The sequence below is a fragment of the Emergencia timonensis genome (assembly GCF_900086585.1).
GTDB lineage: Bacteria > Bacillota > Clostridia > Peptostreptococcales > Anaerovoracaceae > Senimuribacter > Senimuribacter timonensis.
Genome location: NZ_FLKM01000008.1, coordinates 1,598,964 through 1,620,580 on the forward strand (window position 1 = coordinate 1,598,964; position 21,617 = coordinate 1,620,580).

Genomic DNA, 21,617 nt, shown 5'->3' on the forward strand with positions numbered 1-21,617 from the left:
TATGGCATTTACACATTTACATGTTCATACAGAGTTCAGCCTGCTGGACGGCGCCGCTCGCATTACCGACGTGGTAACGAGGGCCAAAGAGCTGGGCATGGACTCTTTAGCAATTACAGACCACGGCGTCATGTTCGGCGTCATTGATTTTTACAAAGAGTGTAAGAAGCAGGGAATCAAGCCGATTATAGGCTGTGAAGTCTATACGGCGGCCAGGACCATGCTGGACAAAGACGCGGACAAGGACAAATATCAGGGACACCTTGTCTTGCTGGCGAAAGACAACGAAGGTTATAGAAATTTAATTAAAATCGTATCCAAGGGTTTTACGGAAGGATACTATTATAAACCCCGCATAGATAAAAACGTTTTGCGGGAACATAACGAGGGAATTATCGCGCTTTCTGCCTGCCTGGCAGGAAAAGTGCAGAACTGTCTCCTCAACAGGGATTATGATGGTGCCAGGACAGAAGCGATGGCTATGGACGAAATCTTCGGTCACGGTAATTTTTACTTGGAACTGCAAGACCAGGGGCTGGAAGAAGAAGCGATGATTAACCCCAGCTTGGTAAAGCTGTCAAAGGAGCTTGATATTCCGCTGGTGGCTACCAACGACGTGCATTATGTCAGGCAAGAGGACGCCGAGGCACACGATGTGCTGCTGGCGATTCAGACAGCCACCACGATCGACGATGAAAAGAGAATGCGCTTTCCTAACGATCAGTTTTATTTAAAGAGCGAGGATGAGATGAAGAAGATCTTCGCCTATGCGCCGGAGGCCATCGAAAATACCCAAAGAATCGCAGAGCGCTGTAATGTGGAGTTTACCTTTGGCGAATACCACTTGCCAGAGTTCGTACCGCCAGAAGGTAAAACGAACCAGCAATATCTGCGAGAGTTATGCCAGAAAGGACTGCACGAGAGATATGACCATGTGACCGAAGAGCTGCAGGAACGACTGTCATACGAGATGGGTGTCATCGAGTCCATGGGTTATGTAGAGTACTTTCTCATCGTATGGGATTTTATTAACTTTGCTAAGGTAAATAACATCATGGTAGGGCCGGGACGAGGCTCCGCCGCCGGCAGTCTGGTAGCTTACAGCCTGAAGATCACCGACATCGATCCGATTAGATATAACTTGATTTTTGAGCGATTCTTAAACCCTGAGAGAGTCAGCATGCCCGATGTGGATATCGACTTCTGCATTGAACGCCGGGGTGAGGTGATCGACTATGTCATTAAAAAATACGGCAAGGAGAACGTTTCGCAGATCATCACCTTTGGAACCATGAAAGCGAAGGCGGCTGTACGTGACGTGGGCCGCGCGCTGAATCTCAGCTATGCCGAAGCGGACAAAGTTGCCAAGGCCATACCCTTTGAACTGAAGATGACCATCGACAAAGCCATGGACATGAATCCGGAGCTGAGAGAGATGTACCAGTCCGATGATCGAATCGCCAAGGTCATCGACATGTCGAGAGCCATTGAAGGCATGCCGCGCCACGCATCGACCCATGCGGCAGGCGTTGTAATATCAAAGCTTCCTCTGGACGAGTACGTACCGCTGTATATGTCTGACAAAGGGGTCGCTACCCAGTTCAATATGACCACCATCGAAGAGTTGGGTTTGTTGAAGATGGACTTCCTCGGTCTGCGAAATCTGACGGTAATCAGAGACGCCCTGGAGTTAATCGAAAAAAATTACGGCGTTACCATCGACTTTGCCAGAATGGGTTATGATGAGCCTTCGGTCTACGAAATGATTGCCAGCGGAAATACCGACGGCGTGTTTCAGCTGGAGAGCGGCGGTATGACCCAGTTCATGAAAAACCTGAAGCCGACCTGCTTTGAGGATGTCGTAGCGGGCATCTCTCTTTACAGACCGGGACCGATGGACTCCATTCCCAAATATATAGAATACAAGAAAAACCCTCATAAAATTAAGTACGTGACGCCGGAGCTGGCACCGATTTTGGACGTCACTTACGGCTGCCTTGTTTATCAGGAACAGGTTATGCAGATTGTCCGGGATTTAGCTGGCTACAGCTTTGGCCGTTCAGACATCGTGCGTCGTGCCATGAGTAAAAAGAAGAAAGACGTCATGCTGCAGGAGAAAGAGTATTTCATCAACGGCAAGACGGATGAAGAGGGCAACATCGAAATCATGGGCTGCGTACGCAACGGTATTTCGGCCCAGGCGGCAGAGGCTATCTTTGCCGATATGGAGACCTTTGCCCAGTACGCTTTCAACAAATCTCACGCGGCGGCTTATGCGGTGGTCGCTTACGAAACGGGCTATTTGAAAAAATTCTATCCTGTAGAGTTTATGGCGGCGCTGATGACCAGCGTTATGGGTGACGCCAAGTATATATCGAGATATATTAGAAATTGCCAGGATATGGGCATCGAAGTTCTGCCGCCATGTATCAACGAGAGTCAGAAAAAGTTTTCTGTAGTCGATGGAAAAATCAGATTTGGACTTCTCGGTGTAAAGAACGTGGGGGAAGGCGCGATTGACGCGATTATCAAAGCGAGAGAAGAGAAGGGGTACCCTAGCGATATCTTCCAGTTTATCAACAACGTGGAAATCAGCGAGGTTAACAAGAAAGCGGTGGAGAGTCTGATTAAAGCCGGCGCTCTCGACTGTCTGAATACCAATAGGGCGGCGCACCTGGCTGTTTACGAAGGTCTGGTAGAGTCGGCACAGAATAACGCCAAGAAAAACATCGCCGGCCAGATGTCTCTCTTCCAGATCAGCAGCGAAGAGATGAGCAGCGGCGATACGTCGGGAACCCTGCCGCAGGTGAACAACTTTAGCAAGGATGTTCTGCTGGCTATGGAGAAAGAGATGGTGGGCGTGTACATCACGGATCATCCTCTCAACGAATATACCGATCGCATTAAGAAATTGGCGACGACCACCAGTGAGGAATTGGCCAGCGCTGCCGAATCGGAGACGCCGGACACTCGCATCAAAGACGGGATGACAGTGACTATGGCGGGCATGATTGCAGGAAAGAAAAACCTGGTGACAAAAAACAACAAGATGATGGCCTTTGTAGACTTAGAAGACTTGTACGGCGAAGTGGAAGTCGTGGTTTTCCCCAACGTCTACGAGCGCTGCCGTGAAGCGATCGAAGAGGACAACGTCGTCGTCGTCAAAGGAAAGCTTAATTTTAAGGAAGAAGAGATGCCGAAGCTGCTTGCTGATTCCGTTGTGGATATCGACGGGGTAGAAGAGAAGCTGTCTCAGTCGTCTGAGCGGCCATCCCGGCCGTCCAGAGGAACAGAGCCAGACTCAGTCAAGGTGAGAATTCCGGCGGAGGCAGATGAAGAGGAAACCCTTGCCGCTTTGCGAGAGATTTTCCATCAGCACAGAGGAAATGCGCCAGTTCTGATTTATTTGCAAAATGGCAAAATTGTCAAGACTGGTCAAGGCGCAGGTGTTTATCCGACCATTGACTTTTTTGATACAGTGGCTGAAGTAGTAGGACGACCTAACGTTAAAGGGAGACCTAGCTTTTAACCATTATACGGCTAACGCCTAGCCAGCTAGAGCTGGGGCGTTATAGCATAAGGAGTTCCCAGCAATTTACTTTGTAAATTGGCGCAACTCCATTAGGAGGAAATTATGAAACGAATCGGAGTACTAACCAGCGGAGGAGATTCTCCTGGAATGAATGCGGCAGTCAGGTCTGTAGTGAGATGCGGCATCGATGAAGGCATGGAAGTCTACGGAATTTACAGAGGTTACGAGGGTCTCATGGATGGAGAAATAGAAGAGTTAGATCGAAATTCTGTAGGAGATATTCTGCAGAGAGGCGGTACGATTCTGAAGACTGCCAGAAGCGAAAAGTTCAGAACGGAGGAAGGGCAAGCTCATGCAGCAGCTATGCTGGATACCTTCGGCATTGAAGGTCTGGTCGTTATCGGCGGGGACGGTTCCCTGCGCGGCGGTGCAGACCTGGCAAGGAGAGGCATCAGAGTCATCGGCCTGCCGGGAACCATAGATAACGATCTGGGGTATACGGACTATACCATCGGCTTTGATACGGCAGTCAATACCGTATTAGAAGCAATTACCAAGATCCGGGACACCTCTTCTTCACATGAAAGGACCACGGTCATTGAGGTTATGGGCAGACACTGTGGAGATATCGCTCTTTTTGCCGGTTTAGCCGGAGGGGCGGAAGGCGTTTTGATTCCAGAAATAGAGAATGATATCAACGAACTCTGCAAAAAAATCGTCATGGGCGCTAATCGGGGCAAACAGCATAGTATCATCATCAATGCGGAGGGTTCGGGCATCTCTTCTCAGGAACTGACAGAGACGATACAGTATAGAACGGGGAAAGATACCAGGCTGGTGGTTTTGTCCTATCTGCAGCGCGGCGGCAGTCCGACGTTGCGGGACCGCATGCTGGCCACTTTGACAGGAGCAAAGGCCGTTGAACTGCTGAAAGACGATTCTGACAGCAAAGCGATCGGTACTGTCGATGGTGAGATTGCGGCATACGATTTGATTGACGCCCTTGAGCAGAAAAGAGAAATCGACAGGGCGATGTACGATTTAATCGGCGTGCTGAGCAAATAGAAAGGTTAAAAAATGAAAATCGCAGTAGTATATACCAGTAAGTATGGAACGACGCAGCAGTACGCACAATGGATTGCCAAGGATGTAGGCGCCGATCTTTTACGGCAGGATGCGTGCAAGGTGAAAGATTTAGAAAAATACGAATGTCTTGTTTTTGGCGGGCCTATTCATGCCGGCGGCATTTTAGGCATTAGGTTTTTGCAGAAGAATTACAAGAAATTGTCGGACAAAAAGATCTTTGTTTTTGCGGTGGGACTCAATATCGAAGACCCGGCTGTACAGCAGGAATGCAGGGAAATCAATTTTGTCAAGACGATAAAGGATTTACCTTGTTATTTTCTGCGGGGCGGGTATGATCCATCAAAGGTAACCGGTATGGACAAGAGGCTGATGGGTATAGTCAAGAAGATGATTGCCGGAAAAGGAGAGATGACCGAATCAGAGCGGGAATTGCTTGATGCTATTGAGCAGGGCGCTGATTACACCAGCTACAGCGCCACCTATGATTTGGTATATGCAATTCAAACGTTACATTTAGAAACTAAAAGTTGGTAGAGGATTGTCGCTGGGTTCGGTTATAATTGGGTCATCAGGAGGTGACAAATGAAAATAGGTGAGAAAATCGCAGAGGCAAGAAAGAAGAAGAATTTGACACAGGAACAGCTGGCAGAGCTGATGGCGGTGACCAGGCAGACGGTTTCCCGTTGGGAATCAAATCTGGCTTATCCGGAGATGGAAAAAGTAGTAAAACTGGCATCCCTTCTCAAGGTGAGCTGCGACTATCTGCTCAATGACGATTATGAAAGTCCGACAGACGGTGCGGAATCGGCAGGCGGCCCGAGAAACCCTGTGACTAGACTGCTTTTAGCGGCCAAGGGACGACTGGTCAGAATGCAGTTAACCGACGAAGCTGATTATGATTTGTATAATAAATTGTGCACGATTGTAGAATTTGACGGCATGTGGATGAAAGTGGAGTATAAAAAGGGGAAGGCGACGGAGTCCAGGCTAGTCCCGATTTCAGCGATTACTTCATTGAAGTTTGAGAAGGAGGGGAAGTAAATGGAGACCATGGGAAATGTCTTTGGCCTCCTCGGTATCGTGGCCTTTGTCATGTATTTCGATCTAGCAAAAAAGGTAAAGAAGCTGGAACGAATGATAAAGGATTCTGGCATTGTGGATTTTGAAAAAGAGTCCCTTAAGGATATCCTGAAGAAAAACTTAGGTAAAACCGCCAAGCTGGAGCTGGAACGAGAGGCAGAAGACTCGGATTTTGCCGCAAAGGAATGCCTTATCGTGGATATTGATGAGGAGTGGCTCCAGATCAGATCAGTCAAAAAGGGACAGGAAGGTCTGATCAGAGTGGATTTCGTAAAAGGCGTGCAATTTGTTTAGAGTATAGAAAAACCGTGGCCTAAGAAATGAGGTCCACGGTTTTTTATTATGTAGGAAATATCGATGAAATCGATATTGACGGAATATCAAAGAACGTACCTTGCGAAGCGTCGCCCCTTGCGGGCGACATGAGTGCATAGGAGCGACGCTCCGTCATGCACTCGTTTTTTATTATTCTTTGTGTTCTGCCAGGTATCGAAGAATGGCTTCCTTGAAAAATTCTATAAAGGTTTCAATGACCATTTCTTCTTTTGCTGGATATACGCCGAGTGAACGCTGAATAGCCATGCCGTCCAGTGCAGCAACAAAGAAAGAAGCCATCAGATATTTATATTTGTCATTTTCGATTCCTGAAGCCGGTCCGAATAAATTGCCGGCGTTTTGTATCGTCATCTTATAATTCTTAATGACGCGATCTCTGTTCTCATCGTTTTTGCTGATGAGATCTCCAAGGAGCGCGATGTGCAGCTTCTGTTCATCCTCTTTGAGGAGACGGCGACGCACATTATCTGCTATTTCGTTAAAAAGCTCCTGCTGGGTTTTTTCACCGCTGTCTGCGGCAGTGATAATTCTTTGAGAGAAATGAATGGATTCGTTGATGATATCCTGAAACAGTTCTTCTTTGTTCTTATAATAATGATAGACGGCGCCAGTAGTGACGCCGGCCTGAGAAGCGATTTCTCTGACCGTGGTTTTCTCCATACCCTGTGTGCGGATTACGCGCATTGCGGCTTCTAATATCTTCTGCTTTTTCTCTGAATTTTTCATCTTTTCTCCTTAATGACTCTATTCTTGTTTATAAATCAATTCCTAAATCATTATCAATAATCTGACCAAAAGTGATGGAGCTATCTCCGAACTTTTTACGAATATCGTCCATGGTCCGCTCGATGGATTCACGTTTTCCTCGTCCGCCGTCTGCGGCGCTGTCAAAGAGGGAAAGCTGTTCGTCAGCGGTTTCATCTGTCAGATTGATGGCTGTAATCGTCAGCAGCCTGATAGGGTCTGAAAGATTCCATGATGTTTTTAGAATTTCCAGGCTGGTCATTCTGATTTCTGACGCCAGGTTTGTCGGCAGATGCAGCTGCTTTTGTCTGGAAATCGTTTTGAAATACGGGTCTTTGATATCCACTTTGACGCCATAAGCCTTCATCTGGTATTTACGCAGGCGGCTTGCTACTGTGTCAGCCAGACTGGTTACGGCAGTCAGAATATCTTCCATCCCTTTTAGGTTGCGTTTAAATGTGATGCCATTTCCAACTGACTTAATTTTTTCTCTCTGATCATACAGGGTGACGGGGCTGTCATCTAAACCGTTAGCATAACTGTAAAGAATGGAACCTTGTTTTCCGAGCAGGGCTTCTAGGGCGAGGGGATCGCTATGAGCTAAATCGCCGATGGTGTGGACACCTAGTTTTTCTAATTTTTCAGCGGTAGCCCAGCCCACGAAGAACAATTCCCGCACTGGCTGAGGCCACAGCAGGTCTCGGTAGTTTTCGCGGGTGATTTCTGTCGTCGCATCCGGTTTTCTGTATTCACTGCCCATTTTTGCAAAGATTTTGTTGTAGGAAACGCCTACTGATAAAGTTAGATTCAGCTCGCTTTTGACACGTGCTCTGATCATATCGGCGATCTGTCTGCCGGTACCGAAGAGTCTTTGGCTTGCGGTGACATCCAACCAGGATTCATCGATACTGAAGGGTTCCACCATATCGGTGTATGATAGATAGATTTTATTGATTTTCTCGCTGAACTCCTTATATCTGTCGTGGTGTGGTTTGACCAGCTGTAAATCAGGGCACTTTTTCTTCGCTTGCCAGATGGTTTCGGCAGTAACGACGCCGTATTTCTTAGCAATTTCGTTTTTCGCTAATATGATACCGTGACGGCTCTCTGGGTCTCCGCAGACCGCCATGGGCTTGTCCCTGAGATCTGGTCGGGAGAGGAGTTCCACTGATGCGTAAAAACCATTCATATCACAATGTAAAATTACTCTGTCCATACGAATATTTTACCACAAGAAAGAAATATAGCAAATCAGAAACGTCTAAAAGATAAAAAATAGTGGAATGACGACAAACAATTTATAACTAGAAGAAAAGATATCAAATAACATTCACATTTCACTGGTAGATTTATGATATAATGAACGCACGATTTCACGACGTTGTCGCAAAGAAGCGTTCATTGAATCATAAATTGCGATTCAATCCCTAAAGGAATATTCATGATATAATGAGCGCACGATTTCACGACGTTGTCGCAAGGCAGAAATCATTGAAACATGACTTACGATTGCATTTTTAAAGGTATCGTCATGTTATAGTAAATACGAATGGGAGAAAAGGGGTTCTCCCTGAAAGCGATTTGATAGTAAAATAAGGGGTGAAAAAATGAATAATATCATGGTCTGCGTAACCAAACAGAAGACTTGTCAACGACTGATCGACTATGGCAAGAAGCTGAAAAAGTCTGATGATGACCAACTGTTTGTAATCCATATTGCAAAGAGTGATGATTCATTTCTTGATAATTCGGAGGAAGGGGAAGCACTGGAGTTCCTCTACGAGAAGGCGAGAGATGCAGGCGCGAGCCTGACAGTAGAAAAATCAGACGATGTGATGAAGACTTTGATCGATATTGTGGATAGAAATGGGATTACAGAGGTTATTACAGGACAATCTGGAGAAAAAGAAGGCAGGGATTCTTTCCTTGACCGTTTTAACGAGTACCTTGCAGGCAAGGCGGAGCTGATCGTCGTTCCAGCACATTCTTGACTAAAAGCCCGAAGCCAAGTATAATGGTACAAGTAATATTAAATATACGAATAACGCAGCCAAATGAGCAGTGCAGGATGTGCCTGCGTTTAGGAATTGGCCGCCTGCGTGCCACGCGCTAATGCGCTGCACTTTTGACCGGGTACCTATCAGCGATTAAGCTGCGCTGAATTGGGTTAGGTCTCCCAAAGCATAGGGACTTTCTCACAAACTGTGACAAGTCCATTATACAACAAGCGCCAGACCGCTCACTGCGTTTGCGGGGCGCTAAAGCATAAGGACTTTCATCAATTTGTTTCACAAATTGTGACAAGTCCATTATACGACAAGCGCCAGACCGCTCACTGCGTTTGCGGGGCGCAAAAGCATAAGGACTTTCATCAATTTGTTTCACAAATTGTGACAAGTCCATTAAGGAGGTAAACTGAGTGAGAATATTAACAATAATCGTCGGTGCTCTGCTGACAATACTCGGTGTGTTTTCAGTAGCAAATGCCGGATTATCATTTCTTTCCCTAGCCTTTCCCATCGGCGTCGTTCTGATTATTGTCGGAATGGTAGAATGTTTTGCATATAAGAGAACCGTTGAAGACGAGGAGAACAGGCACTGGGTTCTCATCGAAGGGCTGACAACTTTTATACTAGGTGTCGTCGTTCTGACCGGGCAGCTGGCAGCAGATATCGCTGTACCTGTAGTTTTCGGTATGTGGAGTATGATTTCGGGCATCAGAGGATTTGTCATCGTTACTCAAGTCGTAGAAAAGAAAGAGAAAGATATAGATTTTTATTGGACTGTCGTAGTGAGCGCGTTGAACTTGATTGTAGGTGTATATACTTTCTTCAACCTGATGCTCTTCCATTTGTCGGTGCTCATGATCTTAGGTGTATGCTTCGTCGTACAAGGTGCAAATGTCATCAAAATCGGCGTCGACATATCCTACACCAAGCCCGAGCTGATTAAGACCAAAGAAGAGAAGATTGCCGATGCGGAGGCAGCGGCAGAAGAAGCCCATGAAGAAGTAAAGAAAGCGATCAAGAAAGCAAGGCAGGCGCGAAAAGGTATTAAGAAAGCGGAAGAGTCAAAGGAATTTCACGAGATGATCAGTGAGCCAATTGGCGAAACCAATAGTGAAGAGCCTGAAGAATCGAAAGAAGAATAATGAAATCGGGGGTGTCGCAAAATAGTTGAAATCAGCTATGGAACGACACCTTTACTTATTAGGAGTGACAGAGAAATGATTGACATATGTATCATTGGCGGCGGCGCAGCGGGAATGACGGCCGCAATCTGCGCGAAGGAAAAGAATCCTTCGTTAGATGTCCTGATCATAGAGAAAAAAGAACAGATGGGAAAAAAGATTTTGGCATCGGGTAATGGAAAGTGCAACCTTACTAATATCAAATGCCAAAATTACCGACAGACTTTGGCCTTTTTTGCCCATCTGGGGCTTTTGACTCGGACCGACGAAGAGGGCAGAGTCTACCCCTACACGGAGGAAGCCCGGGCAGTTTACACGGCGATGGAAAAAAGGATTGGGATTCTCGGCATCAGAACTGAGACCTCCAGCCAGGTTCTAGCGGTGGACAAGAAGGAGCATTTTCAAATTCATACTGCAAAGGACTGTTTTGAAGCCAGAAAGCTTTTGATCGCATGCGGAGGAAAAGCTGGACCGCAGTTTGGAACTACGGGAGATGGCAGCAAGTTGGCAAAACAGCTGGGACATCATGTCACCAGACTGGTGCCGGTGCTGACGGCCATTGATGTGAAAGAAGATAACCGGGATCTAGCGGGTATCAGGGTCAAGGCCTGTGTTTCTTTGTGTCACAGAGGTGAGATCATTGCTGAGGAAACCGGCGAGCTGCAGTTTACAAAGACGGGAGTTTCCGGCATCTGTGTGTTTAACCTATCCCGTTTTCTCTTGCTTCCGCAGGGGAAGACGATAAAGGATGGCTTTGATGACTACCGTATCCTGATCGATTTCTTTCCTGGAAAAGGTAATCTTACGGAAGTTTTACTTGAGAGAAGTCAAATGAAGGGGTTTGAGAGAGAACATCTGCTGGACTTCTTGGTGAGAGGTCCTATTGCAGAAAGAATATATCAATTGTCAAAAGGCGATATCAAAGAAATGGCGAGACTGCTTCGCCACTTCCCGCTGTCTCCTAAAGGAGCAAAAGGTTGGGATTATGCCCAGGTGACCAAAGGCGGAGTTTGCCTCGATGAAATTGATCTGACGGCCATGGAATCGAAAATAACAAAAGACCTATATTTTGCAGGGGAAGTTGTCGATTATGACGGACCGTGCGGCGGCTATAATTTACAGTATGCTTTTGAGACGGGCATGTTGGCTGGAAAGGAAATGGCAAATGAATAGCAGATATAGAATGCATCAGATAAAATTGAACATGAATGAAACCAAGAGTGATATCCCCAAGAAAATACTAAAGAGACTGAACAACAGGGATTTGATATTGACGGATTTGAAAATTATAAAAGAATCTCTCGACGCGAGGGACAAGAAGGATATCAAGTTAGTGTATACTGTGGATTTTCAGGCAGTAACCAGACAGCGGCCGAAGCAGTATGCCAGCCTTCCTTTAAACCCTAAGCTAGGCCTCGAAGAAGCGCCGGATATGAGTTACATCGATGTTGAATCAGGCGGCGAAGAGATGATTGACCAGCCTGTCATCGTTGGCTTTGGACCGTGCGGCATGTTTGCCGGCTTGATTCTGGCAAAGAGAGGATATCGCCCTATCATCATAGAGCGAGGCAGTCAGATTGAAAAGAGGGTAAAGGATGTGGAGTGCTTTTGGAATGAAGGCATTTTAAATCCGGAATCCAACGTGCAGTTCGGTGAAGGCGGCGCCGGGACCTTTTCTGACGGAAAATTGACTACTGGGATCAAGGATCCGCGCATCAGAAAGGTGCTCGAAGAGTTTGTGCGCGCTGGGGCTGACGAAGATATTCTCTACAAACAGAAGCCACATATCGGCACCGATGTGCTGCGGACTGTAGTCAAAAACATCAGAGAAGAGATTATCCGCTGCGGAGGAGAGGTTAGATTTGATACCCGCTTTGCAGAAGTAAATACAAAGAAGAAATGTGTGAAATCTGTGGTCGCAGAGTGTGAAGGCCAACGTTATGAAATTCCTACACAGAATGTAATCTTGGCTGTAGGGCACAGCGCCCGCGATACCTTCCGCTATCTCTGCGAGCGGGGAATCAAAATGCAGCAGAAACCCTTTTCTGTCGGTGTGCGGATTGAGCATTCCCAGGAACTGATAGACAAGTCACAATATGGCGACACAATGGGACTGCCGCCGGCGGATTATAAGTTGAATTACCACTGTGAAAACGGCAGAGGGGTCTACACTTTCTGTATGTGCCCCGGCGGTGAAGTCATCGTAGCATCTTCTCAGGAGGGCGGTGTCGTAACCAATGGAATGAGTAACAGAGCCAGAAACAGCGGCAAGGCCAACAGCGGGCTTTTAGTCGATGTCAGATGCGAAGATTTCGGTTCACCCCATCCACTTGCCGGCATTGAGTTTCAGGAGAAATATGAAAAGCTGGCTTTTGAAAATGGCGGAAGTAATTATCAGCCGCCAAAGACCACTTGGGGTGAATTCCGCAGCGAAACCCTGGCTGCCGCACCAGTCATCCGCTCCCTGCCGGACTTTGCTGTAGAGGCTATACGGGAAGCCATGCCGAACCTGGGCAGAAAGCTGTCCGGTTTTGATCGGGACGATGCGTTGATGACCGCTGTAGAAACGAGAAGTTCCTCACCGGTCAGATTTGCGAGGAATGAGCAGATGGAAGGGACTTTTGGCGGGTTTTACCCGGCCGGTGAGGGTACCGGCTACGCCGGCGGCATCATGAGCGCCGCCTGTGATGGTATCAAAGTGGCAGAAAAGATCATATCAAAATACAAACCCTTCTAACTCAAGGATAACTAAAGCACGGAGAGAACTTGGCGTTCAGCGTCTTCTCCGTGCTTTTCTTTGAAACCGTGGATTCTGTTGAAATACGTGCCAAGGGTATGTATTCTCTCAGGCGGCAGACCGCTGTCAATCCCACCAGGATGCCGCATTGTGGGCGCATTAAGCAAAAAGGCAGATGTGGAGTGAATCTGCGTAGCGAATATGTCGTTATAGGGAGAAACTGCGTAACGGAGGCTCCAGAACTGTGGTCGCATTAAGCAAAAAGGCAGATGTGGAGTGAATCTGCGTAGCGAATATGTCGTTATAGGGCGAATCTGCGTAACGGAGGCTGCAGAGCTGTGGTCGCATTAAGCAAAAAGGCAGATGTGGAGTGAATCTGCGTAGCGAATATGTCGTTATGGGGCGAATCTGCGTAACGGAGGCTGCAGAGCTGTGGGCGCACACCTTGACACACAACATTAAGTCTGGCCTCACTGTAACTTTATGCGGCTGTTGCGGACGAATTGTCTTACATGTTGATATTTGTCGAAAAAAACGGTATAATGGTTCCGATACTCAAACGGCGAAGCCGCAAGGAGGGAACCATTGAATCATATCGTTGGATGCTATTTCAAAAGGAATCGGCCGGGTATGATAAAACAGATAAGCATATTGGAAAAAAGATACGTAGATTAAAAGGGGATAAGAAAGTGAGAAGCAAGCGTTACAAGAAAACATACGAATTTAAAGACGAAAAATACAGTCCGGAATTAATTCGAAAATATGAAGATCCTGAATACGCGAAAGCTGCCGAAAAATACGAGAGGCAGGCTCGCAGAAAACAAACCGGCAGAAGCAAAAAACGACATGCCGCCAGTGAAGTTACAGCACCTACGGGTAAGGGGAAACGTAGTGCGCGCAGTACAAAAAAGAAGAAATATCGCCTCAATAAGAAAAAACTGTTTCGCAATATACTGGCTTTAGTGCTTTTATTGGCGGTGTTTGGCTCAGGCTTCTTTTTTTATCTGACGAGGAATTTCGACAAGGTTGATACGTCAAATGCAGATTTTGCCATAGACGATCAGGTGGCTGACGATTTGAGCGGCTATCGGAATATCGCCATTTTGGGCTCTGATGCCAGAGCGGATGAGGGGTATGACGGCAGCAGGACCGACGCGATTATCATCATGAGTATCAAAAAGTCCTCCGGCGATATCAGACTGATTTCCGTGATGCGAGATTCCTATCTCAAGATGGAGTATTTCGATGGAAACATGGTTTTGGACAAGGTTACCCATGCGCATCATTATGCGGGCGGAATGAACACAATTGCATCGCTGAACCGAAGCTTGGATTTGAATATCAAGGAGTTCGTCATCTTTAACTGGAAGGCTGTGGCAGATGCAGTGGACTGTCTGGGTGGGATCAAGGTGGATGTAAAAGCCAATGAAATCAATGACATGAATAAGTGGGGCAATGAGACTGCCGTAAACGTAGGCGGCACATATAATCAGATTACGGAGACAGGTAAACAGACTTTAGACGGTATCCAGGCCACCACTTACTGTAGAATCAGAAAGACCAGCGGCGGTGACGAAGGGCGAAGCCGCAGGTATAAAAAAATCATGGCTGCAGTGATGAAAAAGGCTATGCTCCAGCCTTGGAAGCTGAACGAATTATCTGAGACCGTATTTCCAAATATCAGGACGAACATGAGCCAGTTCAAGATGTATACGGCTGCTATCAACGCGCCGCGTTACAGTTTTGGCAAGAGCATCAGCTGGCCGAAAGCATATTGGGCAGGCTATCTGGGTGAAATATCTTATGTCGTACCTCAGACTTTAGAGTCTAATGTGCAGAGACTGCATCGGCTGGCCTTCGGACAGAAGAATTATAGCGTATCGGCAACCTGCAGGCAGATCAGCCAGGAAATCATTGACGATACGGGCGTTTATTAATACATCTCTGGCTTGACAAAGTAAAGGGCTATGGTCAACGATTTTATCGTTAATCATAGCCCTTATTAACTATTTTGTTTTTATTTTCTTGACGGCACTGTAAGTGCTGTGTACCTTCTTTTCACTTACAACCCTGTAGGCCCTCATTTTGTAATAATAGGTTTTTTTCGTTTTAAGGTTTGCGCTGGTATAGGAACGCTGTGAGGCTTTGGCATCTTTTATCAGGCGATATTTGCCGTTCTTTGATGTTGCGCGATAGATTTTGTAACCGCTGGCTCCTGCAGAAGCAATGCTGGATAAACTGCTGTAAATCTTTTTCGTATTGACCGTTGTATAAACCCGCACTTTGTAATAACCGACGAAAAACGAGAGAACGGTCTAAAAATTCTTCATCTTATAAATTTTGACGGCCACAGAAATGGTCTCATAAAAGTCCATGTCGCTTTTGCCGTAGGGAATCAGAGCCTTGATTTTGTTGATACGATACCGAATCGTATTTTCGTGGACAAACATGGTCTGGCAGGTCTTCTTGTAATCCATTTCGTTCTCAACAAAACAGAGCATGGTTTCAAATAGGTTGCTGCTGCTTTCTTGGTCGGTCTTACAGATCGGGTTCATGATATCTGCGTAAAACTCCTCCAGAGCTGTGTTCCCCTGCAGTTCCAGCAGGATGCGCGAAATTCCCAGCTGGTTGTAATAAGAAAGGCCGTGGCTGTCTGCTGCGCCTGCGCTGACTGCCATATGGCATTGAGAGACAGAAGTACCCAGGTCTGCAATGTTGCAAATGTTACTGATACCGATTTGGGCGCGGGGGATATATCTGCGCACCACATCGACAGCATCAGAGAGGATTTTGTCAAGCAGAGGCCGCCTGGCATCGCTGAAGGTCAGCACGAGAAGGATGCCGTCCCGGTATTCAGCAGCAAAGTTCAGAGTATTCCGATTGAACGCATTGAGCAGGTTGATGCTCTCCGGGCTGGGAGATGCCATATTGGTCAAAAGGTCTTTTTCCATACAGAACAGAGCCACCGCATTCTTCTGGAAACTGGGATTCAGATCCTCTATGAACTCCTGCTTTTCCTCTGGGGAAGTTCTGCTGCTGACAATGGCGTTAAGCTTGTCTTCGATGGTCTTTTTCAGATCAGCAGCCAGCCGGTATTCGATGATGCTGGAGATGATCAAAGAGTAGGGAATCTGACAGTCCATAAAAATGACTGGCAGACCGGTTTCGTCGCACAATTTTTCTGCGGAAGGCGGCAGAGCTTGGATGTTTTCGTCAAAGATAATCAACGCCGCTGCGCCGAAACTGATAATCATCTTTACTAAATTGAGAACATATTCCTCGTTTCCTTTTCCATAAGAACAGAAGGTCAGGTAAATATCCCCTTCAAAGACCTGAATTTTCGCATCCAGCTCCGTCGGGATGTTATCGTAGACGCTGACGTAGCGAATCTCATTTGAAAGACCGTTCTCCCCAGCCACAAGGCGGCCGCTTTTCATAATATCCAAGTTTAAGATATCCGAGACTGTTATCTTCTTCAATTTATCACTTCCTTTGTTGAATTTACTAAATGTTATCACATAAATGATAGAAATGCACGTTCTAATTGTGAAATTCCCAAAAAAAGAGAAAATCTGTTGTCACCTTCGCCAAAGACAATTTATCAGAAAATTGTTATCATTGAACCAATAAAGAATATGGAGGAACGGATATGGCTGAACAACAAAAAAATAATTCAGAAGTTTTCGCACTGCGTCCAACGCCAATGAACGAAAGAAAATCCATGCTCGACATGGTCTGGGTCCAGGCGGGATGTGTCATCTGTATACCGGCATTTATGCTGGGAGGACTGGTAGCGGCACAGATGCCTACCTGGACGGGCGTGGCCGCCTGTGGCGTCGGTTACCTGCTGACGCTGATTTTGATGATCGTACTGGGAATACAGGGGGCTGATTTGGGCATACCCACTTGTGCAGTGTCCCAGTCAACCTTTGGGAAAAACGGAACCAGACTTTTGGTCAGTTCCCTGTTTGCGATTTCCCTGATGGGATTTTTCGGACTGCAGGTCAATGTCTGCGGCGAAGCCTTTGCCAACTTGATGGGGGACGCCTTTGGCATCCAGATTCCATTGACACTGTCTTCATTGATCTGGGGCATCGTGATGTCTGTTATCGCCATTATCGGTATGGAAGGACTGAAGATCTTTGATAAACTGTCCGTGCCGCTGCTGTTCATCATCATGGTAGTAGGTCTTGTACTGGCATTCCAAAAATACGGAACAGCGGGAATCACAGCTAACGAAGTGGAAACGGCGACTATGTCCTTTGCGGAAGCCGTAGCGCTGTCCTTCTCTTTCTTCTCCGCCATGGCCTTTACGGCGGCTGATGTAACGAGATGGCAGAGAAACAGAAAAGACACGATCAAATCCTCTGTTTGGGGTCTGATGCCGGCTGGACTGGCAACCTGCATCATCGGCGTTTTGCTGGCCAGGATTGCCGGAGAATACGATATCAGTCTGGTATTGGCAAAGGTGGGCATCCCTATTTTGGGACTGATCGTCATCATCACCGCGTCAGTTTCAACAAACTCCTTAAACGCCTATTGCGGAGGTCTGGACACGATCATGACCTTTAACCTGCCAGATAACAGGAGAAGAGAAGCCACCGCAGGCGTCTGCTTCGTCGGTGTGATTCTGGCCTTGACGGGGATTCTCGGCTACATCGAAACCTTCCTCAATTGGATTTGTTTCCTAGGTGCACCGGTAGCGGGCGTGATGATTGCCGATTACTGGATTGTAGGCAAGGGCAGACCAGAAAGCTGGCATAAGGTCGACGGATGGAACTGGACTGGCTGTATCGTAGCAGTCGTTTCCATGGTCATCGCCCTCCTTTTATACAACGTGCTGCACATCGGGGTTTTCAATCTCAACGGCGTGGCTGTAGCCATGGTGCTGTACGTCATCGCGGAGAAGTTTTTCCCGTCAAAATCGAGAAAGCTGGACGGCGGCACGAAAGCTTTTGTAGAAGCAGAAAGAGAGGAACCAGCCAATGTCAGTTAGAATTAAACAGGTGGTGCCAGTTACGGGGGATTTTCTCCTGGATCAGGCAACCCGAGATTACATAGGAAAATATCTTGCTCCTGATACGGTGGTAGACGTAGAGGTGATTCCGGAAGGACAGTATTCTATCGAAAGCGAGTACGACGAGGCAGTCAACGCGCCACAGGTAGTCAAGCTCTGTAAAAAAGCGGCAGCAGAAGGTTACGATGGCATCTATGTGGATTGCTTTGGCGATCCAGGCGTGAGAGCGGCACGAGAATGTGTCAGCATCCCGGTTTTCGGGGGCTTTGAACCAGCCATGCTTATGGCTATGGGGCTAGGCGACAAAATAGGCATTGTGACCGTTCTAAAAAACGTCATTCCACTGATAGAGGGGAATATCGCAAAAGCGCATCTGGATGGACGCACGACCAAAGTCAGAGCGGTCAATATGCCAGTAGCCGATTTGGAGAACACAGAAAAACTGATAGAAAACCTAGTGCCAGAATGTATCAGATCCATTGAAGACGGCGCGTCTGTTATCGTACTGGGATGCACTGGCATGATTGACGTAGCAGAGAATGTGCAAGCCAGACTTTTAGCAGAGGGCTTTGACGTACCAGTGGTGGAAGCCGCTGGGGCGGCTTTGAACACGGTAGAAATGTACGCCAAAATGAAGTTAAAACACAGCGGTCTGACCTATATGGCGCCGCCTGAAAAATAGAAAATTAATAGAGAAAAACGGAGGGTAACATGAAAAAACTAACAAAGCAGGAAATTATCGATATTCTTTACGGATGCACCATCGTGGGTACCGGCGGCGGCGGAGATCTGGATCTGGGCCTTCGTACCATGCAGGAAGACTTTGACCAGGGCAGAGAACTCTACATGGCGGATCTGTCGGAAGTACCGGACGACGCTTACGTGGCGGTTCCCTATATGTGCGGATCGCCCGCATCCTTGGAGGGCGGCGGAGATGAATTTTCTCATCTGCCGCAGCTTGGATATCCAGAATCTCTGCTGGCCTTCAGAACTCTGGAAGACTATTTCGGTCAGAAATTTTACGGCGCAGTATCCACAGAACTGGGCGGCGCAAACACGGCTTATGCGCTTCACACGGCCTGCCAGCTGGGCGTGCCCATCGTCGACGCGGACCCTGCCGGCCGCTCAGTACCTGAGCTGCAGCACAGCACTTTTTATGTAAAAGATATTCCGATGGCGCCGATTGCTCTTGCTACGCAGTTCGGAGACGCTATGATCGTAAAGGAGATTGTAAACGATATGCGCGCAGAGGATATCGTCAGAGCTGTTGCCATCGCCAGCGGCAACAAAGTGGGTGTTGCGGATCATGCCATTACAGGAAAACAGCTGAAAGGAGCGATTATCCCAAATGCACTATCTTATACATTGAAACTGGGCGAAGCCCTGCGCAAAGCGAAAGAAAATGGCGAGGATGTTGTGCAGAAGGTGGTAGAAGCCGGAGAAGGAAAGATTTTGTTCAGAGGTATTGTAAAAGAATGGAAGGTAGAGGAAACTGGCGGCTTTATCTTCGGTGATACTGTGCTGACAGGTACAGGAGAATACGAGGGTCATGAATACAAAGTATGGTACAAGAACGAACACCTGGTATCCTATTTAGACGGAAAAGTGGATATCTGTGCACCTGATCTGATCTGCGTCATCGATAATAACACAGGGATGCCGGTGACCAATCCGAATTATGAAAACGGCATGGATCTGTCAGTCTTTGTGCTTCCTGCACCGGAAATCTGGAAGACAGAGAGAGGATTAGAAGTATTCGGACCAAGAAGCTTTGGCTTTGATTTCGATTACGTGCCGTTTAACGAGAGGTAAGCTTGGTCATGAAGATAAAAATCATCAATCCGGTGCCGGATCTTGAGAAGGAAACCGTGGAGGCCATGAGGCGCTATCTGGCGGCCAGTCTGGAGGCTGGGACCTGCATTGAATTTGAACCTGTAGCAAGGGGCTTTCGTTCCATCGAAACGGAAGCCCAGGGCGTGATCAACGGCGCAGAGATCCTCCGCCTGGTCGTAAAGGCGCAAAGGGAAGACTGCGACGGCATCTTTATCAACTGTTTTGACGATCCGGCTCTGATTGGAGCCAGAGAGCTGTCGCGAAAACCGGTGCTGGGCCCTTATGGCGCGTCAGTTCACTTTGCATCTATGATCAGTGAGAAGGTAGGTATCATCACCACTGACGACTATGGCATCTGCTGCGAAGAGCGGAAGGCTCTGCATTACCAATTTGCAGGCCGCATTGCCGCTGTAGAGAAGGTGGAAATGACCGTGCTCGATCTCTGCGAAGGTGACCTTTTGGCGCGGCTGACCGCCTGCTGCCAGCGCCTCGAGGCACAGCAAATTTACGCTGTTGTTCTGGGCTGCACCGGTATGAACTTTGCAGCCGATGAATTGAAGACAGCGCTGAAAAAGGCCGGTTTGCAGATACAGGTCATCGAGCCGCTGAAGATGGGAGTCAAGGCACTGGAACTGCTGATTAAAATGGAATATACAAATGCTATCAAAGGTACGAAGGTCAGAATGGAGGACTATATAGAATGATTGACGCATTAAGAAAACTCATTGCGATTCCCAGCATCACAGATGCGACTGCCGAAGAAGGAAAACCCTTTGGCAAGAACGTTAACGATGCCCTTGTCTATATGCTGAACTTCTGTCAGGATTTGGGCTTCCGCACGAAAAACTGCGGCAATTACCTGGGTTTTGCTGAAATCGGGCAGGGAGAGGAACTGATGGGCATTCTCTGCCACTTAGATGTGGTTCCCACCGGCGAGGGCTGGCAGCACGATCCCTTTGGCGGAGAAGTTGTGGACGGCAGGATTTATGGGCGAGGAGCCATGGACGACAAAGGCCCCGCTATGGCGGCCGTTTACGCAATGAAAGACATTTTGGATTCCGGCAGAAAGCTCAATAAACGAGTCCGCATCATCTTCGGCTGTCAGGAAGAGACTGGTGATTGGGTGGATATGGAATATTACAAAGAGCACGAAGAGATTCCCTCCTTCGGCTTTACCCCCGACGCGGATTTTCCGGCTATCTATGGAGAAAAAGGCATCTTGATGGTTCGGCTGTCTATGGAGGCTTCAAAATCAGGCTTTGTAAAGATCAGCGGTGGAGAAGCGCCCAACATGGTGGCAGACTGGGCGAAAGGGACTTTGGCAGACGGTACGGTTCTGGCGGAAAAAGGCAGAGCTGCCCACGGAAGCACACCGGAAGAGGGCGAAAATGCCATCAGTAAACTGATGGAAAAGGCCGCGGATTTTGATTGTCCCTTTGCCAAGTTCTATATGGAAAAAATCGGCTGGTGCCTGGACGGATCGAATATCGGCATTGGACTGTGTGATGAAGCCAGCGGGACTCTGACCTTTAATGCTGGACGCATCGGCTTAACAGACGACAGGCTGTTCCTGGAAGCAGACATCCGTTACCCAGTCACTTACAGCGAAGAAGAGGTGCTGGACCGCATGGAAAAAGCAGTGTCTTCCCATGGGGTCAAAATAAACGTCATCACTTCCATGGATCCGGTCTACATGGACAAGGACGGAGAGGTCATCAAAAAGCTGATGTCAGCCTATAAAGAAGTGACGGGAGATGAGACACAGCCCCAGGTCATGGGCGGCGGAACCTATGCCAGATCCATGGATAACATTGTGGCTTTTGGACCAGTTTTTCCTGGCAGAGACTGTACAGAACATAAAAAAGACGAGTGGATTTATGTAGAGGACCTGGAAAAAGCCAGGGAAATTTACAAATTGGCAATTGAAAAACTGGCATGCGAATAAAATGACGGGATGGAGTTCAGTACGTTGAGCTGGACGCAAACAGAATGAAGAGAAAAACTTATGGAACTTAGATTTGCCGAGTTTCATAAGTTTTTTTATGTAAGACGATTTTAGCGG

The 21,617-nt window shown here is 47.4% G+C and carries 19 protein-coding genes; 15 read left to right on the forward strand and 4 right to left on the reverse strand.

Translation table 11 applies throughout. From position 1 onward, the window contains the following. The first annotated feature begins 1 nt into the window (after window position 1). From BN6539_RS08605 to BN6539_RS08625, 5 genes are all read left to right on the forward strand, one after another. Entirely contained in the window at window positions 2-3,529 is a 3,528-nt protein-coding gene (locus BN6539_RS08605) for a DNA polymerase III subunit alpha (protein WP_067536619.1), read from the forward strand. Window positions 3,530-3,634: 105 nt separating this feature from the next. Beyond that, window positions 3,635-4,597 carry a 6-phosphofructokinase gene (gene pfkA / locus BN6539_RS08610; RefSeq protein ID WP_067536622.1) on the forward strand — a complete coding sequence of 321 codons (963 nt, stop codon included), beginning with the start codon at window positions 3,635-3,637 and terminating at the stop codon, window positions 4,595-4,597. Window positions 4,598-4,609: 12 nt separating this feature from the next. After that, complete coding sequence (locus BN6539_RS08615) at window positions 4,610-5,152, forward strand: flavodoxin domain-containing protein (protein WP_067536625.1); 543 nt, start codon at window positions 4,610-4,612, stop codon at window positions 5,150-5,152. 48 nt (window positions 5,153-5,200) lie between these two features. After that, window positions 5,201-5,659 carry a helix-turn-helix domain-containing protein gene (locus BN6539_RS08620; protein WP_067536628.1) on the forward strand — a complete coding sequence of 153 codons (459 nt, stop codon included), beginning with the start codon at window positions 5,201-5,203 and terminating at the stop codon, window positions 5,657-5,659. Next, a complete protein-coding gene (locus tag BN6539_RS08625; protein WP_067536631.1) occupies window positions 5,660-5,992 on the forward strand; it encodes a hypothetical protein in 333 nt (110 codons plus the stop codon). Between the two features lie 171 nt (window positions 5,993-6,163). Here the strand turns inward: BN6539_RS08625 and BN6539_RS08630 are convergent, their stop codons facing one another. Further along, the gene (locus tag BN6539_RS08630; RefSeq protein WP_067536635.1) at window positions 6,164-6,760 is read right to left on the reverse strand and encodes a TetR/AcrR family transcriptional regulator; all 597 of its coding nucleotides are present in this window, start codon (window positions 6,758-6,760) and stop codon (window positions 6,164-6,166) included. A gap of 28 nt (window positions 6,761-6,788) precedes the next feature. Next, window positions 6,789-7,994 (reverse strand): DNA polymerase IV, encoded by a 1,206-nt coding sequence (dinB, locus tag BN6539_RS08635; protein ID WP_067536638.1) that lies wholly within the window; start codon window positions 7,992-7,994, stop codon window positions 6,789-6,791. Window positions 7,995-8,385: 391 nt separating this feature from the next. Here dinB and BN6539_RS08640 point away from each other — a divergent pair, with 391 nt between their 5' ends. The 5 genes from BN6539_RS08640 (at window position 8,386) to BN6539_RS08660 (ending at window position 14,642) form a co-directional block, all read left to right on the forward strand. Beyond that, the gene (locus BN6539_RS08640) at window positions 8,386-8,769 is read left to right on the forward strand and encodes a universal stress protein (protein WP_067536641.1); all 384 of its coding nucleotides are present in this window, start codon (window positions 8,386-8,388) and stop codon (window positions 8,767-8,769) included. A gap of 428 nt (window positions 8,770-9,197) precedes the next feature. Continuing rightward, complete coding sequence (locus BN6539_RS08645; RefSeq protein WP_067536645.1) at window positions 9,198-9,929, forward strand: HdeD family acid-resistance protein; 732 nt, start codon at window positions 9,198-9,200, stop codon at window positions 9,927-9,929. A gap of 75 nt (window positions 9,930-10,004) precedes the next feature. Continuing rightward, entirely contained in the window at window positions 10,005-11,141 is a 1,137-nt protein-coding gene (locus BN6539_RS08650; protein ID WP_067536649.1) for an aminoacetone oxidase family FAD-binding enzyme, read from the forward strand. A gap of 31 nt (window positions 11,142-11,172) precedes the next feature. Then, the gene (locus BN6539_RS08655; RefSeq protein WP_242869383.1) at window positions 11,173-12,705 is read left to right on the forward strand and encodes an NAD(P)/FAD-dependent oxidoreductase; all 1,533 of its coding nucleotides are present in this window, start codon (window positions 11,173-11,175) and stop codon (window positions 12,703-12,705) included. Between the two features lie 602 nt (window positions 12,706-13,307). Further along, window positions 13,308-14,642: an LCP family protein gene (locus tag BN6539_RS08660; RefSeq protein ID WP_067536655.1), complete on the forward strand. Its 1,335-nt coding sequence runs from the start codon at window positions 13,308-13,310 to the stop codon at window positions 14,640-14,642. Between the two features lie 69 nt (window positions 14,643-14,711). On the opposite strand, the gene BN6539_RS22730 is transcribed toward BN6539_RS08660, so the two are convergent. Together BN6539_RS22730 and BN6539_RS08670 are read right to left on the reverse strand one after the other, a co-directional pair. Continuing rightward, on the reverse strand, window positions 14,712-14,987 hold the full coding sequence (locus BN6539_RS22730; RefSeq protein ID WP_067536658.1) for a hypothetical protein: 276 nt from the start codon (window positions 14,985-14,987) through the stop codon (window positions 14,712-14,714). A 33-nt stretch (window positions 14,988-15,020) separates the two neighbouring features. Next, a complete protein-coding gene (locus BN6539_RS08670; protein WP_067536662.1) occupies window positions 15,021-16,184 on the reverse strand; it encodes a PucR family transcriptional regulator in 1,164 nt (387 codons plus the stop codon). 170 nt (window positions 16,185-16,354) lie between these two features. Here BN6539_RS08670 and BN6539_RS08675 point away from each other — a divergent pair, with 170 nt between their 5' ends. The 5 genes from BN6539_RS08675 to BN6539_RS08695 are packed head-to-tail and all read left to right on the forward strand — an operon-like array spanning window position 16,355 to window position 21,500. Next, window positions 16,355-17,701, forward strand: coding sequence for a purine-cytosine permease family protein (locus BN6539_RS08675; RefSeq protein WP_067536665.1), 1,347 nt, complete (start codon window positions 16,355-16,357; stop codon window positions 17,699-17,701). Then, window positions 17,691-18,404 carry an aspartate/glutamate racemase family protein gene (locus BN6539_RS08680; protein ID WP_067536668.1) on the forward strand — a complete coding sequence of 238 codons (714 nt, stop codon included), beginning with the start codon at window positions 17,691-17,693 and terminating at the stop codon, window positions 18,402-18,404. The genes BN6539_RS08675 and BN6539_RS08680 overlap by 11 nt, the downstream gene beginning before the upstream one ends. A gap of 29 nt (window positions 18,405-18,433) precedes the next feature. Beyond that, window positions 18,434-19,534 (forward strand): DUF917 domain-containing protein, encoded by a 1,101-nt coding sequence (locus BN6539_RS08685; RefSeq protein ID WP_067536672.1) that lies wholly within the window; start codon window positions 18,434-18,436, stop codon window positions 19,532-19,534. Window positions 19,535-19,542: 8 nt separating this feature from the next. Further along, window positions 19,543-20,259: an aspartate/glutamate racemase family protein gene (locus BN6539_RS08690; protein WP_148484466.1), complete on the forward strand. Its 717-nt coding sequence runs from the start codon at window positions 19,543-19,545 to the stop codon at window positions 20,257-20,259. Beyond that, window positions 20,256-21,500 carry a Sapep family Mn(2+)-dependent dipeptidase gene (locus BN6539_RS08695; RefSeq protein ID WP_067536678.1) on the forward strand — a complete coding sequence of 415 codons (1,245 nt, stop codon included), beginning with the start codon at window positions 20,256-20,258 and terminating at the stop codon, window positions 21,498-21,500. Before BN6539_RS08690 ends, BN6539_RS08695 begins: the two co-directional genes overlap by 4 nt. Window positions 21,501-21,617 lie beyond the last annotated feature (117 nt).

Excerpts from the sequence above, each read along its gene's own strand:
- BN6539_RS08660 (WP_067536655.1), top strand. The coding sequence starts at position 13,308 with ATGCTATTTCAAAAGGAATCGGCCGGGTATGATAAAACAGATAAGCAT.
- BN6539_RS08655 (WP_242869383.1), top strand. The coding sequence starts at position 11,173 with ATGAATGAAACCAAGAGTGATATCCCCAAGAAAATACTAAAGAGACTG.
- BN6539_RS08615 (WP_067536625.1), top strand. The coding sequence starts at position 4,610 with ATGAAAATCGCAGTAGTATATACCAGTAAGTATGGAACGACGCAGCAG.
- dinB (WP_067536638.1), bottom strand. The coding sequence starts at position 7,994 with ATGGACAGAGTAATTTTACATTGTGATATGAATGGTTTTTACGCATCA.
- BN6539_RS08685 (WP_067536672.1), top strand. The coding sequence starts at position 18,434 with ATGAAAAAACTAACAAAGCAGGAAATTATCGATATTCTTTACGGATGC.
- BN6539_RS08605 (WP_067536619.1), top strand. The coding sequence starts at position 2 with ATGGCATTTACACATTTACATGTTCATACAGAGTTCAGCCTGCTGGAC.
- BN6539_RS08630 (WP_067536635.1), bottom strand. The coding sequence starts at position 6,760 with ATGAAAAATTCAGAGAAAAAGCAGAAGATATTAGAAGCCGCAATGCGC.
- BN6539_RS08640 (WP_067536641.1), top strand. The coding sequence starts at position 8,386 with ATGAATAATATCATGGTCTGCGTAACCAAACAGAAGACTTGTCAACGA.
- BN6539_RS08675 (WP_067536665.1), top strand. The coding sequence starts at position 16,355 with ATGGCTGAACAACAAAAAAATAATTCAGAAGTTTTCGCACTGCGTCCA.
- BN6539_RS08690 (WP_148484466.1), top strand. The coding sequence starts at position 19,543 with ATGAAGATAAAAATCATCAATCCGGTGCCGGATCTTGAGAAGGAAACC.
- BN6539_RS08625 (WP_067536631.1), top strand. The coding sequence starts at position 5,660 with ATGGAGACCATGGGAAATGTCTTTGGCCTCCTCGGTATCGTGGCCTTT.
- pfkA (WP_067536622.1), top strand. The coding sequence starts at position 3,635 with ATGAAACGAATCGGAGTACTAACCAGCGGAGGAGATTCTCCTGGAATG.
- BN6539_RS08650 (WP_067536649.1), top strand. The coding sequence starts at position 10,005 with ATGATTGACATATGTATCATTGGCGGCGGCGCAGCGGGAATGACGGCC.
- BN6539_RS08680 (WP_067536668.1), top strand. The coding sequence starts at position 17,691 with ATGTCAGTTAGAATTAAACAGGTGGTGCCAGTTACGGGGGATTTTCTC.
- BN6539_RS08695 (WP_067536678.1), top strand. The coding sequence starts at position 20,256 with ATGATTGACGCATTAAGAAAACTCATTGCGATTCCCAGCATCACAGAT.
- BN6539_RS08620 (WP_067536628.1), top strand. The coding sequence starts at position 5,201 with ATGAAAATAGGTGAGAAAATCGCAGAGGCAAGAAAGAAGAAGAATTTG.